The sequence below is a fragment of the Rhodanobacter sp. A1T4 genome, assembly GCF_014207185.1.
GTDB lineage: Bacteria > Pseudomonadota > Gammaproteobacteria > Xanthomonadales > Rhodanobacteraceae > Rhodanobacter.
The window spans coordinates 45,049-62,890 of sequence record NZ_JACHCP010000007.1; the positions used below are offsets into that span (position 1 = coordinate 45,049).

The 17,842-nt window shown below is 61.9% G+C and carries 13 protein-coding genes; 2 read left to right on the forward strand and 11 right to left on the reverse strand.

What is annotated here, in order from left to right; genetic code table 11:
* The first annotated feature begins 292 nt into the window (after nt 1–292).
* Nucleotides 293–916: a DedA family protein gene (locus HDE80_RS15155; protein ID WP_184603040.1), complete on the forward strand. Its 624-nt coding sequence runs from the start codon at nt 293–295 to the stop codon at nt 914–916.
* Between the two features lie 66 nt (nt 917–982).
* Here HDE80_RS15155 and HDE80_RS15160 read toward each other — a convergent pair whose 3' ends face one another.
* The 7 genes from HDE80_RS15160 to HDE80_RS15190 form a co-directional block, all read right to left on the reverse strand.
* Nucleotides 983–2,485 (reverse strand): efflux transporter outer membrane subunit, encoded by a 1,503-nt coding sequence (locus HDE80_RS15160; RefSeq protein ID WP_184672607.1) that lies wholly within the window; start codon nt 2,483–2,485, stop codon nt 983–985.
* A 98-nt stretch (nt 2,486–2,583) separates the two neighbouring features.
* Nucleotides 2,584–5,682 (reverse strand): CusA/CzcA family heavy metal efflux RND transporter, encoded by a 3,099-nt coding sequence (locus HDE80_RS15165; protein WP_184672274.1) that lies wholly within the window; start codon nt 5,680–5,682, stop codon nt 2,584–2,586.
* Nucleotides 5,675–6,808, reverse strand: coding sequence for an efflux RND transporter periplasmic adaptor subunit (locus tag HDE80_RS15170; RefSeq protein ID WP_255483822.1), 1,134 nt, complete (start codon nt 6,806–6,808; stop codon nt 5,675–5,677). Before HDE80_RS15170 ends, HDE80_RS15165 begins: the two co-directional genes overlap by 8 nt.
* Nucleotides 6,809–7,123: 315 nt before the next feature.
* Nucleotides 7,124–8,788, reverse strand: coding sequence for a Na/Pi cotransporter family protein (locus HDE80_RS15175; RefSeq protein WP_184672278.1), 1,665 nt, complete (start codon nt 8,786–8,788; stop codon nt 7,124–7,126).
* Nucleotides 8,789–8,892: 104 nt separating this feature from the next.
* The gene (gene mgtA / locus HDE80_RS15180; RefSeq protein WP_184672280.1) at nt 8,893–11,562 is read right to left on the reverse strand and encodes a magnesium-translocating P-type ATPase; all 2,670 of its coding nucleotides are present in this window, start codon (nt 11,560–11,562) and stop codon (nt 8,893–8,895) included.
* Nucleotides 11,563–11,713: 151 nt separating this feature from the next.
* Nucleotides 11,714–11,968, reverse strand: coding sequence for a hypothetical protein (locus HDE80_RS15185; RefSeq protein WP_184672283.1), 255 nt, complete (start codon nt 11,966–11,968; stop codon nt 11,714–11,716).
* A 324-nt stretch (nt 11,969–12,292) separates the two neighbouring features.
* Nucleotides 12,293–13,066, reverse strand: coding sequence for a TetR/AcrR family transcriptional regulator C-terminal domain-containing protein (locus tag HDE80_RS15190; protein ID WP_184672285.1), 774 nt, complete (start codon nt 13,064–13,066; stop codon nt 12,293–12,295).
* Nucleotides 13,067–13,175: 109 nt separating this feature from the next.
* On the opposite strand from HDE80_RS15190, the gene HDE80_RS15195 reads away from it, so the two are divergent.
* Nucleotides 13,176–14,348 carry a membrane dipeptidase gene (locus HDE80_RS15195; RefSeq protein ID WP_184672287.1) on the forward strand — a complete coding sequence of 391 codons (1,173 nt, stop codon included), beginning with the start codon at nt 13,176–13,178 and terminating at the stop codon, nt 14,346–14,348.
* Here the strand turns inward: HDE80_RS15195 and cyoE are convergent.
* The 4 genes from cyoE to HDE80_RS15215 form a co-directional block, all read right to left on the reverse strand.
* A complete protein-coding gene (gene cyoE, locus HDE80_RS15200; RefSeq protein ID WP_184672609.1) occupies nt 14,345–15,247 on the reverse strand; it encodes a heme o synthase in 903 nt (300 codons plus the stop codon). The genes HDE80_RS15195 and cyoE overlap by 4 nt on opposite strands.
* 16 nt (nt 15,248–15,263) lie before the next feature.
* The gene (locus HDE80_RS15205; RefSeq protein ID WP_184672611.1) at nt 15,264–16,439 is read right to left on the reverse strand and encodes a COX15/CtaA family protein; all 1,176 of its coding nucleotides are present in this window, start codon (nt 16,437–16,439) and stop codon (nt 15,264–15,266) included.
* Nucleotides 16,440–16,453: 14 nt separating this feature from the next.
* Nucleotides 16,454–17,029: a hypothetical protein gene (locus HDE80_RS15210; RefSeq protein ID WP_184672290.1), complete on the reverse strand. Its 576-nt coding sequence runs from the start codon at nt 17,027–17,029 to the stop codon at nt 16,454–16,456.
* Nucleotides 17,030–17,092: 63 nt separating this feature from the next.
* The gene (locus HDE80_RS15215; protein WP_184672292.1) at nt 17,093–17,824 is read right to left on the reverse strand and encodes an SURF1 family protein; all 732 of its coding nucleotides are present in this window, start codon (nt 17,822–17,824) and stop codon (nt 17,093–17,095) included.
* Between the last annotated feature and the right edge of the window lie 18 nt (nt 17,825–17,842).

Sequence of the window (17,842 nt, forward strand, 5' to 3'; positions counted from 1 at the left end):
TAAGGCACATTGTCTGGTCATCGACCCGCTGTCTTAGCGCCCCGGCAGCGTCTTTCGCACAGTGCGAGGCCTGCTAGGCGCGTGACCGTAACTGAAATCGGCGATCACCAGGTTGGCGTATGACGCTTTTGCGGCGTTGCGCTGAATCAGCTGAAAATCGTGCCGATTGAGGCAATTGAGGCGGCGCAACGTGGCTTCGCCGTGGGGCAGACTGTCGCCCCACGGGCAATGGTCATGCAACGTGTGGGATGATGCCGCTTTGCCGCCAACCACCGGCCGCGCGCCGGCACGCATGGATCTGCTCGAACGACTGGTCACGATTTTTGCCGAGAACGGCTACGTTGCAGTATTTATCGCGCTGATGATCTGCGGCGCGGGTCTGCCGCTGCCCGAAGACGTGACTCTGGTCGCTGGCGGCGTCATCGCCGGGCTCGGCTACGTCAACGTGCACGGCATGTTTGCGCTGGCAATGTTCGGCGTGCTGCTGGGTGATTCGGCGATCTTTCTGCTCGGTCACCGCTACGGCGCGAACATCCTGAAATGGCGCTTTGTGTCACGTATCCTGACGCCTGCCCGCTACAAGATGGTGCAGGAAAAATTCGTCCGCTACGGCAACCGCATGCTGTTCATCGCGCGCTTTCTGCCCGGTATGCGCACCACCGTCTACATCACTGCCGGCATCAGCCATCGCGTGTCGTTTGTACGCTTTCTGCTGATGGACGGACTCGCCGCGCTGATCAGCGTGCCGTTCTGGGTCTATCTGGGCTATTTCGGCGCCGACAATCACGAGTGGCTGATGACATGGATGGGGCGTGGACAAAGCAGCCTGTGGGTACTTGTCGGCATCATCGTGATACTGCTGCTGGTGCTGTGGTGGCGGCATCGGCGGCGCGCCGCTGACAACGAATCTGCCTGACACCAGGCAAACCAGCTGCCAGCGATGCTGGCGTGGAAGTGCAGCAGCGCCTGATTTCGCTTGGCGCTATTGCGCGCGAGCGTCCGCCAACGGCGCAACGCCAGAAGTCCTTTGCGCACCCGGTACGTCCTGCCGATTCCACCAACCACCGCCCAAGGCCTGAAACAGTGCAACGGTGTCCGCATAGCGGCTGACCTGCGCACTGGCCAGCGCGATCTGCGCCTGCTGTGCCGTCTGCTGGGTCGTGAGCAGCACCGCCTCACCGATATCGCCCAGAGCCAGTTGATGCTGGGCGATGACCAGACTTTTCGATGCCGCACTGGCGGCAGTCTGTGCGGCAGCAAGCGCATCGTTATCCGAACGGATCGCATAAAGCGTATCGGCCACGTTCTGGAACGCGGCGATCACCGTGCCGCGATACTGCGCCTCGGCCTGATCGTTGGCTGCTTTCGCGGCGCGCTCCTGATGCATCAGGCTGCCACCTTCGAAGATCGACTGCGCGACGTTGGCGCCAAGATTCCAGAAATTCGTCGCATCCTTGAAGATGTCGTTGAAACGCGTGGGCGAACTACCGGCTCCCGCCGTCAGGGTGAGCTTGGGGAAACGATTGGCGATGGCCACGCCAACCTGCGCATTGGCCGCATGCCATTGCGCCTCGGCCGCACGCACATCGGGCCGCTGTCGCACCAACTGCGAGGGAATCGAAAGGGGCAGATCGTGCGGTAGTTGCAGATCGGCCAGACTGAAATGGGCAGCCAGATCGTCGCTGGAGTAATTGCCCAGCAGAGCCGCCAGCGCATCGCGCTGCTGCGCCAGCTGCTTTTCCAATGGCGGCAACGTCGCCTGTGCCTGCGCCAGCAACGCGACTTGCGCGGCGACATCGGACTCGGCCAACTGACCCAAGGCAAATTCACGACGCACCGTGTCGAGAATCTTTGACTGGCCATCGATGATGTCGTGTGTTGCCGCGATCTGCGCGCGCAAGCCGGCCTCCTGGATCGCGGCGAGCACCACGTTGGAGGTCAATGTGAGATAGGTCGCCTCCAGCTGAAAACGCTGTGCATCGGCCTGCGCCTGCAGCGACTCCACCGCACGCCGGTTACCGCCAAAAATATCCGGCATGTACGACACGCTGACCTGAGCCGTCGTCAGCGTGTAGTAGTTCGCGTTGGACTGCAGCGGACTGGCCAGTGTCGATGCGTTGCGTTGACGGGTCGTGTTGATGCCGGCATCGACCGACGGGTAATACGAGCCCTTTTGCGCCGCCACGTTCTCCTGCGCCTGGCGCAGCGCAGCGCGCGCGCCCTGCATGCCCGGATTGGATGCCAGCGCCTGCGTGATCAGCTGGTTCAATGCCGACGAATGGAACAGCGTCCACCACTGCGCAGGCACCTGCATATCCGCAACGAAGTGCTGGGCATCGTTGCCACCGGCGGCACCCATCGGTACCGGCAACTGCTGCGCGGAGTAGTGATCGACCGGCGGTGCGGACGGCTGTTTGAAGTTCGGGCCAACCATGCAGCCGGCCACGAACAGAGGCATCAGCAAGATGACGGAACGAACTGCCATTACGTGATGGTGTGGTAGTCCGTAATTAAGAACTTTCATCGTCTGGTCTCCTTGCGGACGGCGCGATGCGCACATCGACGTCAGTGAAATACGCATGCTCATTTCTCCCCCGCCACAGGTGACTTGCGGGCGGCGCGGCGCTCGATGGCGTACTCCATCGCGAAGTAGAACGCCGGCAGGATAAACAGCGTCAGCAGGGTCGCGATCGGCAAGCCACCGACCACGACGGATGCCAGCCCGCGCTGCACGTCGGTGCCGATGCCGGTAGCCATCGCGGCAGGCAGCATGCCGACACTGGCTACTGTGGCGGTCATCAGCACCGGACGGAACCGCTCGGTGGCACCGGCCACTACCGCCTCCTCGATCGACAAACCGCCTGCGCGCACGCGATTGATGTTGGAGATCATGATGATGCCGTTCTGCACCGCCACACCGAACAGCGCGATAAAGCCGACCGCCGTCGCAATGTTCAGCGTCTCGCCGCGCAGGTGCAACGAAATCAGTCCACCTAATGTAGCCAACGGCACCACGGCCAGCACCAGAAACGACTGCCGAAGTTTGCCGAACTCGGCGTACAGAAACACTGCCATGATCGCCATCACCAGGCCCAGCACCACAATCAGACGCGCCTGCGCGCGCTGCTGATTCTCGAACGTGCCAGCCCACTCGGTGCGATAAACCTGCTTGTCGAAATGCACCTTCCGGTCGATCTGCTGCTGCGCGTCGGCCAGATACTCCGACAGCGCGCGATCGCGGTTGTCGACACGGATGGTCAGTGCGCGCTCGTTCTTCTCGTGCGAGATGGTGCTCTCACCAGTCTTCAGGCTGATGTGCGCAACCTCTTTCAGCGGAATCTGCGCGCCGCTGGCAGCAGACAATGGCAGGTTGCCGATCGCCTCCAGATTGTTGGCCACCGCCTGCGGCACGCGCGCGGTGACGTTGTAGGTGCGGTCACCGACATATACCTGGGTGATCGGTGCGCCGCCGATGGCCGTCTGAATCAGCGCGCTGATATCGGCCACATTGATGCCGTAACGTGCGGCTGCCATGCGATCGGCTTGGATCGCCAACTGCGGAATCGGTGGCTCCTGGAAGATCGACGCATCGGCGGTACCGCGCACGCCCTTGAGCACATCCACGATGCTATTGCCGATGCGCCGCATCTCGACCAGATCGTCACCGTAGATGCGCATCACCAGCGGACTGTGTGCGCCACCGATCATGTCATTTTCGCCATCGACGATCGGCTGGCTGATACCGATGCTCATGCCAGGCAGCTGCTGCAGGCGCGTGTTGAACTTGCGCAGGAACTGCGCCTTGGTCTCGCCGTTGGCCCAGCTGCTGTAAGGCGTCAGGCCGACGGCAGATTCCACATGAGAGGGCGTCCAAGGATCGGTACCGGTATCGTTGCGACCGAGCTGGGTGACGATGTACGACACCTCGGGAAACTCGCGCACCGCGCGGCGCAGCTCGCCGGTCATCTCGCTGGCCTTGTCCAGCGACAGACCGGTGGGCATCTGTACCTGCAGCCACAGCGAACCTTCGTCCAGGTCCGGCAGAAACTCGCGGCCCAGCGAACCACCCAGCAGCACCACGGCGAGCAGCGCCACGCCGGTGATCACGTAGACCAGCGGCAGATGATTCAACAGCCGATCGAGCAAGCGACTGTAGCCATGCTGCAATCGTTCCAGTGGCTTGTTGTGAAACAGCTTGCGTGGCTTGCGCAGCGCAATGAAAGTCAGCCCGGGCGTCAGTGTGATGGTGCATAACAGCGCGGCGAGCAACGCAAAGCCGACGGTGAAAGCCATCGGTGCAAACAGCTTGCCTTCCGCATGCTCGAATGCGAGCAGCGGCGCATACGCGGTGATGATGATCAGCGTGGCAAAGAAGATCGAGCGACCGACATGCGAAGTCATCGTCATCACATCGTCTTCGGTCAGTGGTTCGTCCGGCTTCTCCTCGCGCCGACGCAGGATCGCCTCGGTCACCACGATCGTGCCATCGACGATCACGCCGAAGTCGATCGCGCCCAGCGAAAACAGATTCGCCGGCATCTTGAGAAAGTGCATCAGGATGAACACAGTCACCAGCGACATCGGAATCGCCACCGCCGCCACCAGCGCCGCGCGCATGTTGCCGAGGAACAGGATCAGCACGATGCAGACCAGGCCGACGCCTTCCATCACCGTGTGCAGCACCTTTTCCTTGGTCGCCTTGACCAGGTCGTCGCGATCGATATACGGCACGATGCGCACATCCTGCGCAGCCAGTCGCTGATTGAGTTCAGCTACCTTGGCGTGGATGCCTTCGAGCACGCGCGACGGATTCTCGTACTTCAGCAGATCGACGATACCCTCGATCGTGTCGGGGTTGTTGTCCTTGCCCAGAATGCCTTCGCGCACTTGATGGCCGTACTGCAGCTTGCCCAGATCACGCACGAACACCGGCACGCCATTGGACTGCGTGACCACGATATCGCCAAGATCTTTCAGCGTATGCACCATGCCGATGCCGCGCACGATGTACGACTGCTCGCCGCGCGTGATGCGGCCGCCGCCCGCGTTGGCAGTGTTGGCCGAAATGGCGCTGCTGACCTGGTTGACGCTGACCTTGTAGCGCAGCAGCTGGGCCGGATCGAGCTCCAGCTGGAACTCCTTGGTGAATCCGCCGAACACGTCGACGTTGGCCACCCCGGGCACCTGCTGCAGGGCCGGCACGATCACCCAGTTCTGCAGCTCGGACAGCTGCATCAGGTTCTTGCTGTCCGACTCCAACGTATAGCGATAGATCTCGCCGGCCGGGCCGGAAACCGGGTCGAGACTGGGCGTAATCCCCGTCGGCAGCGTGACCTGCGACAACCGCTCGGTGACGCGCTGGCGTTCCCAGTAATCTTCGGCGCCGTCCTTGAAAACCATGGTAATCAGCGACAGCCCGAACGTGCTGCTGGAGCGGATATTGACCAGACCTGGCGTGCCGGACAGTCCGCGCTCCAGCGGCGTGGTGATCTGTTGCTCGATCTCCTCGGCAGCCAGGCCCGGCACTTGCGTGGTGACCTGCACCGTGACGTCGCTGAGTTCGGGATAGGCCTCGATCGCCAGCTGCGTCCAGGAGTAGTACCCGAACAGCGCAACCAGCACCGTCACCACCAGGAACAGCACGCGGCGGTGGAAACAAAACCGCAGGATGGCATCAATCATTGAGCAACACTCCACCCTTCACCACCACGCGGTCGCCCTGACGCAGGCCAGCCAGCACACGCGTGCCGGTGCCTTCGTCATCGCCCAGCTGCACGGTGCGACGCTGGAACGTCCACGGCGATACCTCGACCAGCACGGTGGTGCTGTCGTTGTTCATCAGCAGAGCCGACTCGGGTACGAACACCTGCGCCGGTTGCGCCGCAGCGAACGTAGCGGTGGCGAACATGTTGGGCTTCAGGCGGCCATCGGCATTGCTGACGGTGATGCGCACCATGCCGCGGCGAGTATCGGGCTGCAACACGCTGCTGACGGAACTGACGCGACCGTGCAGCACGCTGCCCGGATAGGCGGAGAGCGTTACGTCGACGGGCTCATCGCGCACAACCAGTGCGAGATCGTCTTCGGCCACATTGGCGGTGACCCAAACCGAATCGAGATTGACAATGGTCATCATCGACGCGGTAACGTCGTTGACGTAGGTGCCTGGTGCGATCGACAGCGCGGTAATGCTGCCGTCCATCGGCGCGAGCACGCTGATGCCGGGACCGGCAGCATGCTTGCCGCTATCGGCCGTACCGCCAACTGCCGCCAGTCGCGTCTGCGCGCGCTGGTATTCGTCCAACGCCTGGTTGTAGCCGCTTTGCGCAGCCTGCAGATCCTTGACCGCCGCGCCGCCTGCCTGCTGCACCCCGCTCGCTCGGTCGAGGCTTTTCTTCGCCAGGTCAAGCGCATCGCGGGCCTTGGCGACATCGGCAACCGCCTGCGCAAAATCACCCGACCCGATCACCGCAAGCAGTTGTCCGCGGTGCACCGTGTCGCCAAGACCGACCTTCAGCGAGACCACTTTGCCGGATAGGGACGGCAAGATATTGGCCGTACGCGCCGGATCGGCCTCGACCATCGCCGGTGCGGCGAGTGTGTGCGGCAGCGCGCGCAACTCGACCGTCTGCACCTGCAGCCGCGTGCGCAGCGGCGAGTGCTCGGGTATCCGCAACAGGCCGTGATCATCGATGACCGCTGGCTGCGGTGGCGCCTCTTTTGGCGCGTGCGAACAGGCCCCCAGCGAGAGGATCAGGGTCGCCATGGCGAAACGACAGGTCATGTTTTTTGTGGTTTGAAAGCGCATGGGCTTCCCCTTCATGCAACAGGCTCATGCGTGCACCGACTGGGCAGAGTCGGCGCAGCGCGGGAACGGCAGGGAAAGCTGGCGGCTCCGATAAGAGCTGCCGGGCGCATCCCGAACCGCGGTCAGGCCATCAACGGCCGCCGCGTTCGGGCACCACTCCTTGATGGAGCGTGCGCGCATGCGGCGTCAGAACGACGGCAGGATATTCGGTGATCTGGTTCTGAGTGATCGACTTATGGCTAATCTATTTCTGGAATCCGGGTCCAAGGCAGGTGTTCTCCTTCTTCATGCTGTGAATGGTGATGAGGTTCATCGTCATGGGGTGGCGCAGGATGCGCCGACCGCTTCGCGAATCAGCCGATCCTGCAACAACCCGGCGTGTTCGAGTACGGGATAAGCCAGCGCGGCCAGATGCGAGTGGATTCGCTTGAGATCACGCAGGATCCGCAGATAGACATCACCCGCACCGCCTTCATCGCGGCGTTCGCGCAACGCGCGAATGTGCCGCTCTGAAATCTCGTTTTCCAACCGCCACAACACTTCCTTGCGTGCGAACAGTTTCTGCGCAGCACGCAAATCGCTGCGCAGAAATACCGTCATGCCCAGCCGCAGACTCTCCATCACGTGACCATGCATCAGCGCCAGATCCTGGATATCGTCTGCCGAAAAATCCTGCCCCCGTTGCGCCTTCTTGGCGGCAAATTCCATCAGATTGTTGGCAGTGATATCACCGATATGCTCGATATTGATGACGAAGGTCAGAATTTCCTGGGTGCGCTCTGTGTCCTCCTCGTTCAACGCTTCGCCGCCGAGACCGGCCAGGTATTCGCGAATGGCCACACCGAGGCGATCCAGCGTCGAGTCCATGCGGCTGATGGCCGCTGCCCGCTGACGATCGTCCTTGCCGAACACCTCGACCAATCCCTTCAGCATGTTTTCGACCATGTCGGCCATGCGCATGGATTCGCGGGCAGCGTTGGCCAGTGCGACGTTGGCACTGTCCAACGCACCTTCGTCCAGATACTGGGGCACGCCGGCATCAGCTGGCCGCGGTGGTTCGGGCAGCACGCGAATCAGCAGCCGCGAAAGGCTCTCGACCGGCACGATAAAGATCAATGCCAGCGCAAGATTGAAGGCGGTATGAAAATTCACCGCCATGCGCGCCGGCGAATTACCGAGCGGTGCCAGCAGCTGCATCAGCGGATGCAGCAACGGCAGGCAGATCAGGCAGCCAAACAACCGTACCAAGGTGTTGCCCAACGGCAACCGCTTGGCAACATTGCCATGCGCATCGAACAAGGCCGGCAACGTGCCACCGATATTCGCGCCAAGCACCAGCGCCAGCGCCCCTTGTGCATCGACAACGCCAGCCGTGGCCAACGACACGATCAGTAGAACCACGGCCACGCTTGAGTGGCACGCCCACGTGAGTACCGCCGCCACCAGCACGGCAAGCACCGGCTGACTGGCCAGGCTCTGCAGCACACCGTGCAGCGCAGAGGCGTTTTCAACCGGTCCCAATGACAGCACCAGCAAGTGCAGCGCCAGCAGCATCAGGCCAAGACCGATCGCGACACGACCGATGTTTTCGTAACGCGCATCGTCGCTGCGACGATGAACCACAAAGCCGGCCAGTACCAGCACCGGCGCAACCAGTGCGATATCGAACGACAGCAGCTGCACGACCAGCGTGCTGCCGACATTGGCACCGAGCATCACCGCGAGCCCCGGCGCCAGTCCAAGAAATCCGCTGGCCGCGAAGGAGGTCGCCATCATGCCGGTCGCGGTGCTGCTCTGCAGTAGCGCCGTCAGCCCCATGCCGAAACAAAATGCCGCCGGACGATGACTCAGATAGCGACCCAGCCAGCGACGCAACGCACTGCCGTAGCCACGCAGCACGCCGCTGGTGACCATGTGTGTGCCCCACAGAAGCAGGGCGACGTAACCTGCAATATCGAGCAGGATGAGGGTTCCATTCATGACACTTATCTCCGTGCGTGAACGACGCGAGCGGATCGATGCGGCGCCGTCACCGTGCATCGGTTGCGGCGCCACATCGTTTCATTTCGCATTACAACGGCTGACTAGAGCCAGCGGCCGTAACGGCGGATGTAAACCAGCTTCATGACCTGGGTCAACACGCAGTAGGCCAGTACGGTTGCCGCCAGCCAGCCGAAATAGATGCCAGGTAGCTCGACCATGCCGATCTTGTGACCGATGCTGGCGTAGGGAATCAGCATGCCGATGATGATGATGGCCGTGGTCAGGCCAAGCACCGGCGCGGCTGCCGAACTTTGCAGGAACGGGATCTTGCGCGTGCGGATCATGTGCACCACCAGCGTTTGCGTGAGCAGGCTCTCGATGAACCAGCCGGACTGGAAAAACGCCTGATGCGCCGGATTGTTCGCTCCGAACACGTACCACAGCAATGCAAACGTGGTCATGTCGAATACCGAACTGGCCGGACCGATCCACACCATGAAACGACCAATGTCACCGGCATCCCACTTGCGCGGCTTGCGCAGATACTCGTCGTCCATGCGGTCGAACGGAATCGACAGCTGTGAGATGTCGTATAACAGGTTTAGCACGAGGAGCTGCAGCGGCAACATCGGCATGAACGGCAGGAAGATACTGGCGATCAGGATGCTCAGCACGTTGCCGAAATTCGAGCTGGCAGTCATCTTGATGTACTTCATGATGTTGCCGAACGTGACGCGCCCTTCCAGTACGCCCTCCTCCAGCACCATCAGGTTTTTTTCCAGCAAGATGATGTCGGCCGATTCCTTCGCGATATCGGTCGCGGTATCCACCGAGATACCGACATCCGCTTCGCGCAAGGCTGGTGCATCGTTGATGCCGTCACCGAGAAAGCCGACCGTGTGACCCTGCCGCTGCAGAGACTTCACCACGCGCGCCTTCTGCAGCGGCGACATCTTGGCGAAGATGGTGGTGCGCTTGACCAGTTCGTCCAGCGCCGCGTCGTCCAGCGGCTCGATGTCACGACCCTGCGCCGAATGGGTGACATCCAGACCCACCTCGCGGCAGATCTTGCGCGTCACTGCTTCGTTGTCGCCAGTGATCACCTTCACTTCCACGCCGTGGTGATGCAGCGCGGCGATGGCGGTGGCAGCGCTGTCCTTCGGCGGATCGAGGAAGGCCAGGCAGCCGATCGCGACGAGATCGCTCTCGTCTTTCACGCCATAGGTGTGCGTAACCGGCGGCTCCCGCTTGATCGCCACCACCAGCACGCGCAGGCCATCCTCGTTGAGATGGCGGGTCATCGCTTTGATCTCGTTGCGGCGCTCGTCGGTCATCGGCACGATGCTGTCGCTGCCGTCTTCGGAAGCGCAGCGCTCGGAGCCGCAGATCGCCAGCATCTCCTCGACCGCGCCCTTGCAGATCAGCAGATGCTGGCTATCGCCATTGGCCAGCACGACCGACATGCGGCGACGCTGGAAGTCGAACGGAATCTCGTCGATCACCCGATAACGCGACACCGTGCTTTCCAGGTCGCGATGCTCGAGCACCGCCTTGTCCATCAGGTTCTTCAGACCGGTCTGGAAATGACTGTTGAGATAGCCGTACTCCAGTGCGTCCACAGACTCCTCGCCGTCCAGATCGAGATGCCGCTCCAGCACGATCTTGTCCAGTGTCAGCGTGCCGGTCTTGTCGGTGCACAGCACGTCCATCGCGCCAAAGTTCTGGATCGCGTTGAGCCGCTTCACCACCACCTTGCGCTTGGACATCGCCAGCGCGCCTTTGGCCAAGTTGGCGGTGACGATCAGCGGGAGCATTTCCGGAGTGAGGCCTACAGCGACCGACAGTGCGAACAGAAACGCTTCCAGCCAGTTGTGCTTGCCCAGGCCCTGGATCAGGAACACGATCGGCACCATCACCGCCATGAAGCGGATCAGCAGCCAGCTGACGCCTTTCACGCCGCGATCAAAACTGGTTTGCACGCGCTGACCGGTAATTGTGCGCGCGATCGAGCCCAGGTAAGTACGCGAACCGGTCAACACCACCACCGCGCTGGCCGTGCCGCTGACCACGTTGGTACCCATATAGCCAACGGTAGTGAGGTCGAGCGGGTTCTCATGCAGAGCACCACTCACGTGCGCCTCGATCTGCGCTTGCGTGGGCGCCACCTTTTCCACCGGTAGCGACTCACCGGTGAGGATGGCCTGGCTGATGAACAAGTCTTTCGCGGTGAGCAGACGCAGGTCCGCCGGCACCATGTCGCCGGCGGCCAGATGCACGATATCGCCCGCCACCAGTTCGCCCACCGGCACTTCGATCCGCTCACTGTGCCCATCCGATGCCTTGCGCGTCACCGTGGCGGTATTGCGTACCATTGCCTTGAGATTTTCCGCCGCGCGCGAGGAACGGTATTCCTGGCTGAAGCTGAGCAGCACACTGATACCCACCATCACCGCAATGATGATGGGTCCGGACAGATCGTCCGGAGTAGCGAAGATCTGCACCACCGCGAGCACCAGCAACACGATGATGAAAGGATTCTTGAACGCACGCAGCAACTGGCGCGCCCAATGCGGTGGCTTCTCGTGCGACACCTCATTGTTGCCATCACGGTCAAGCCGCTCGGCAATCTGCTCTTCGTCGAGGCCAGCGGCGCTGGTGTCGAGATCGGCAAACAATGCCTCGCGGTCGCGAAACGCTTCTTGTGCAACAGCAGCGCGCACAGACGCCGAGCCGCTTTTGCCCGCAGCGGTGGGGATCACTGACTTGATCATGGTGTTATCCAGGGATGTTCTGGGAGTCCGTTCGCGCCACCGGCGAAACGGTCGGGCCATGCGCTAGGCGCAGAGCGGCGTGGCGATCGTCAGAACGAACGCCCTCGCTCCGCCCATGGCGGAGGCCACGCCTTGCAGATGGCAAGCAACTTCATGCCTGACTGGATAACAGAACTTTGTTGCGGTGAGTTTGCAGCGGGCCACGCTTGACGCGAGCTGCAGCAGCGGCGCGGGCTGCCGACAGGTCCGCGCGACGCGGCATGTCGATAACCACCGCGTTGGTCACCGGACGGCTCAGCGGTGCAGGCACGGTGATGACGCGCGCGACACGTGCCTGGTCACGACGACCGGACAGCAGAAAGGTGCGCAGAGCGCGCAAAAAGCCAGCGGTGCGAAAGAAGTTCATCGCCCATCTCCTCGTATACGACGCCAACGGCGCCAAAGGAGGTGGGCCGGAGTTTCCTAGTCGAGGAAAGCGCCAGCCGACCGCAGGCGGTCGCCGCAGGTAATCAGCTTGTGATGCATTGCCGGCACCCGATGCTCGCGGATGTCGACGTTGCGACTAGGGTAAACGTCCATATGCCTTGATTAGTTTGGGCAGGGTGCCGGTGGGCGCATTGCGCCTATCGACTTTGCTATTGTCGTGCTGCAACACGGAGGTGTCAACCAGCGCGCACCAAATTTCCACCGTCTGTGAGCTTCGCGTTCAAGTGCAGGACATCGGCCAAGTTCAGCGCTTCGCACCGGGGTGTTTCCCACCCACACGTTTCGCTTTCCCGGGCTGTGCAAACTCAGCTTTGCGGCATTCCATGCCATCCAGCAGAACCTTCAGGCCGATGCGGAAAAGCGCCTCGGGCTCGATCTTCGCCAGCAGCTCGGCCGCGCCGCGCAGATTCGGGTAATCCGGCGATTCGTCGCCAAGCCGGGCCAGCTCGGAGCCCAGTACGACTGTGGGGCGCAACGCGTTGGAGTGCGTCGACCACGATTGACGCGCTTCTTCGGCAACCATGCCGAGCAGGTAGTTGCGATAGAACGTCGCCATCGCGATGGCCTCCGGCGGAGCGAAACCCGCGTCAAGAAACGCACCGACCGCGGCATCGTAGAGTTTCATCCGGTGCGCTCCGGTCGGCGCCAACTCCGCAAACAGTCGTGGCGCATCGCGATGCGCCACCAGCACGCGGCGATATTCCCAGGCGATGTCCTCCAGCCGCTCACGGAACGAACGATTGCTCGCCGGCAACGCCATGCGTGCGCAAATCGCATCGGCAACCAAGCCAAGCAATTCACTCTTGTCGCGGATATGCCAGTACAGCGCGGGTGACTTGACTCCAAGGCGTTCGGCGAGCTGGCGTGTGCTCAACGCATCCAGGCCTTTTTCCTGCAACAGATCGATAGCCGCATCGACGAGACGGTCGCGGTCGAGTCCGGCGCGACTGCCGACGGAAGCCGCCTCGTCCGGCTTGCGCGCGGCTTTGCGGCCTGCGGTCTGAATAGTTTTTCGCATGCTTGTACTCGGTATTCCGGAATGCTAATTTATCACTGATAAATTGAAAAGTACCGCTGCGTCGTTGGTCGACAAGAACAGTATTCACCACCTTACGCGAGGAAATTCCATGAGCGAACTCTGGACACGCCGCCAAGTATTGGCTCTTTCCGGCAGTGCGTTACTTGCCGCGGTACTGCCACCGCTTTCCGCAAAGCCGCAGCCCGCTGCTTCCGGCAAAACCAAGGCTTCTGCCAACCATCTCCTGGCAGCTGCGGATACCGATGGCGCCGCTCTGTATCGCCAAGCGTTCGTGCTCGATTGCAACACCCTTGCCTCGATCGGCGGCCTGCTCTACGAAAAGGACCTCGCAAAGCTGCTTGGGCAGATCCAGAACTCCGGCATCAGCGCGCTGAAGAGCACGCTAGGCGGCGACCGCGGAACGTTCGAATACACCGTGACCGATATCGCTGCCGCGCAAGCCCTGATCGAACAACACCCCGAGGTATTCATCAAGGTGATTCGCCACGACGACCTGGAGCGGGCCAAGCGCGAGCACAAAGTGGCGGTGATCTTTTCGTTCGAAGCGGCAACCATGCTGGAAGACAAGATCGAGCGCATCGAGCTATTCCGCCAGCTCGGTGTACTGATCATGCAGCTGTCCTACAACCACAAATCGCCGTTCGGTTGCGGTTGCCTGGATGGCGACACCGACGGTGTCACTGAACTGGGGCGCAAAGCGATCGCCACCATGAATGCGCAAGGCGTGGCGCTCGACCTCAGTCATGCAAACACGCGAACCACCGCCGATGGCATCGCCATCTCGACCAAGCCGCCGATCTTCACGCATGCCGGTTGCCGCAGCGTATTCGCGCACCCGCGCAACAAGGAAGACCGCGAGATGAAGGCACTCGCCGACAAGGGCGGCGTGATGGGCATCTACATGATGCCGTTTCTGACGGTCGACACCCGGCAACCCATGCTCGACGACTTTATGCAGCACATGATCCATGCGCTCAATGTCTGCGGCGAGGACCATGTCGGTATCGGAACCGATTCTGCCTTCTTCGAAGTCAGCGATAGCGACCTGAAGGACATGGCGAAGGAAGAAGAAGACCGCAAGAAAGCGGGAGTCGGCGCGCCGGGCGAAAACCGGCCACCCTACATTCCCGACCTCAACACGCCGCGCAAACTGGAACGCGTCGCCAGTGCCCTGCTGAAGCGCGGTTACAGCGAGCGCGCAACCGAAAAGGTGCTCGGCCTGAACTTCGACCGCGTGTTCAAGGAAATCTGGACGGCCTAGACCACCGGACGCAAAATCGTATCGGCATGCGCGATGGGTCCGATCAACCAGTGATCAGCGAGCAAGAAAGCGAACAGCGCCATCAAGTACACGATGGAATAATTGAACACCTTCATCGCGAAAAATTCGTCCGGTGGATTCAGCAGGCGTACGGCGTAATAAAGAAAGCCTGCACCCAGGACCGCCGCGCCGCCCAGATAAATCAGACCGCTCATGCCGGTCAGTGCCGGCAATAGCGTCACGATGACCAGCAGTATGGTGTAGTAGAAAACGTGCCAGCGCGTGTAGACCACGCCATGGGTGACCGGCAGCATCGGCACCTGCGCGCGCGCGTAATCGTCGCGACGAAAGATTGCCAGCGCCCAGAAGTGCGGCGGCGTCCATACGAAGATGATCAGGCACAGTTGCAGTGCGAACGGATGCAGCGAGTCGGTGACGGCAGTCCAACCCAGCACCGGCGGAATGGCGCCAGCAAGGCCGCCGATGACGATGTTCTGCGGCGTCGCGCGTTTCAGGTATGCCGTGTAGACCAGCGCATAGCCGATCAGTCCACCGAAGGTCAGTAGCGCGGTCAGCGGATTGACGAGTAGCGCCAGCACCAGCATCGACACGATGCCCAGCGAGACCGCAAAAATCAGCACCTGCCGCGGGGTGAGTTTGCCGGTGGCCAGTGGCCGCCGCGCCGTGCGCGCCATCAGTTTGTCGATGCGCTCGTCGATCAGATGATTGAAGGCCGCCGCCGAACCTGACGCCATCCAGATACCGATGGTACCGAACACCAGCGCGCGCCACGGTGGGATGCCGGGCACCGCAAGGAACATACCGATCACCGCGCAGAAAACCAGAAGCGCGACGACGCGTGGCTTGGTTAGCTGCAGATATTCGCGGATGCCATCCATTCCGATGTGATCCATTTCAGTGTCGTTCCGGCAAAAGAATAGGCAATGCATCACGCCGCAGCTGTGTACGCGCCAGCGTCGCCAGCAGCGCAAACAACAACAGCGCAGCCATGCCATTGTGCGCCGTCGCCACCGGCAGCGGCAGACCGAACACCACGTTGCTGATGCCCAACAGCACCTGGCATACCAGCGCCAACGCAATCGCGATCGCAAACAGGCGCAACCGGCGGCGTGCCAGCTTGAACGACAACCAGGCGAGATAGCAGAACACCACCAGCGCACCGAACCGATGCATCATCTGGATCGCGCTGCGCGCCGCCATGTCCAGCACGCCGCCCTCGTAATTGACCCCAACGCCACGCCACAGCACGAAGCCCTGGCGGAAATCCGTCACTGGCATCCACTGACCGCCGCACTGCGGGAACGCGCCGGCACCATAGCCACACGCGAGCGCAGCGTAGTTGGCCGAAGTCCAGCCGCCCAGCGCGATCTGGCAGAACAGCAGCACGATGCCGACCACCACCAGCCGACGCAGATTGGCCATCTGGTTGTCCAGTGCACTCACGCCAGCAAAGCGCAGTGCAGCGTAGGCCAACAGCGCAAACGTAGTGATGCCGCCAAGCAGATGGCCCATCACTACCACCGGCTTCAACAGCAAAGTCACCGTCCACATGCCGAGCATGGCCTGGAAGATGATCACCGCCAGCACCAGCACACTGACCTTCCACTCACCCGAGCGCCTGAGTGCGACCGCCGCGATGATCGGCAGCGCAATCGCCAGTGCCGACAACAGCGACGACAGCGCGAAATCACCGCGCTGATACATGACCACGCCGGCCGCCGCGAACACGGCGGCCGCAATCACCGCATAGCGCGCTGCGGCTTTGCGCCAACTGGCGATTAGCGCGATAGCCAAAACGAGCATGCCCAGCGTGCCCGCCAGCACGCGATGCACCTGCTCGCGCCAGGCTTTGTCCGTTTCGAACGGTCGATCCGGATAAGCCAGGTTGGCCGCGGCAATATCGTGCGCGTGTTCGGGCCAGGTCGCCTTGCCGTAGCAGGTCGGCCAGTCCGGGCACGACAGGCCCGCGTTGGACAGCCGCACGAACGCGCCGAACATCACCAGCCCGAAGGCGAACACGGCGGCAAGCAAGGTCAGCGCGCGCAGAGCTTTAACTGTGCGGGGAGACATCGCGGAAGTGAACATCAGTGGATAACCTTCTGCAGATCCCGCGCCAGACCTGCCGGATCGGAGCCGGCAGGATACAGGGACAGCGCGGTACCGTTGGACTCCACCAAGACGGCGCTGACGCTGTCCGGCGTGGTCGGGCGATAGCTGGCCAGCTTGCCATCGACGTCGGTGCCGAGCTGCCAGTAGTTTTGAATCGCCACCAGACCCTCGCCCACCGGCGGCTGGCCGACATACAGCAGGCGCAGGCGCGACTGGTTGTTGTTGAGCATGACGCGTGCCTTGGCCATGGCTGTCAGATCATCCAGGCACTGTACCGCGCAGTCCGGACCGGGCAGCGCCACCAGCGTCATGCGCGGCTCGCTATCGCGCCACGCATAGACTTGCCCGTTGACCAACTGCACGCGCAGATGCTCATCGACAAGATTCCGCTGCGGCATGATCCGTTGACCATTGCCTTTGCCGGTCGGCTGCCAGCCGGTAAACGTCAGCAGGCCGGCAACGAGGATCGGCGCGGCAAACACCAGCGCGATCAGCACCAGAAAGAATCGGCTCTTGCGTACGGCAGCAGGGTTGTTTGTGTGGGTTGGCATGAATTCGCGGAAATAATCAGGTGGGGAATAATGAGTCGGGTCGAGTATCAGGCGATATGAGTATCAGGGCCGACGCGGTCCGCGCTTGCGATGCAGCACGAGCAGAAGCACCACGGCCGCCAGTGCAAACGTGAACCACTGGAAAGCATACGCGCGATGTCGCGCTGGCGGCATAGAGGAAAAATCCAGCGTGTGCACGCGCACATAGATCGACGCCGGGTCTGGATCGAGCGCCAGCATGCGCGGATACAGCGAGCGGTCGAGATCGTGGGCGACTTCGGCAGGATCCAGAAAAATGCCTTTCTTCGGCCAGCGCGTCTGTTGCGCCAGCGCGTTGCCGCCCATCTCGAAACCGATCGGCGGCGGCGGCACGTACAGGCCTTGCAACGTTACGTCGGTGGTCGGCAGTGCCGGTAACTGTGGCTCCTGGCCGGTGCCGTTGCCTGGTAAAAAACCCATGTCCACCAGCAACAGCTTTGGCGTATTGCGCAGTGCAAGCGGCACGAAAACTTCCACGCCACCGCGTTCGTCGTGATTGGGGTTATCCAGCAGATAGATGCGATCGACCAGGTAGCGACCACTGATTTGCACGCGCGGAAAGCCGTCGTCTGGCGGCGCATCGGCGACTTTGGCAAAGTCCTGCAATGGTGCCGTAGCCGATGCGGCATACCGACGCAGAAGCGCTTCCTTGAAGTCGGCGCGATGCAGTTGCCAGACACCCAGACGTATGAACAGCAACGCGCCGACCACCGTCAGCAACAACGCCCACCACGACGGACGGCGAAATCCGCTCATGCGAAGTACCTGGCAGCG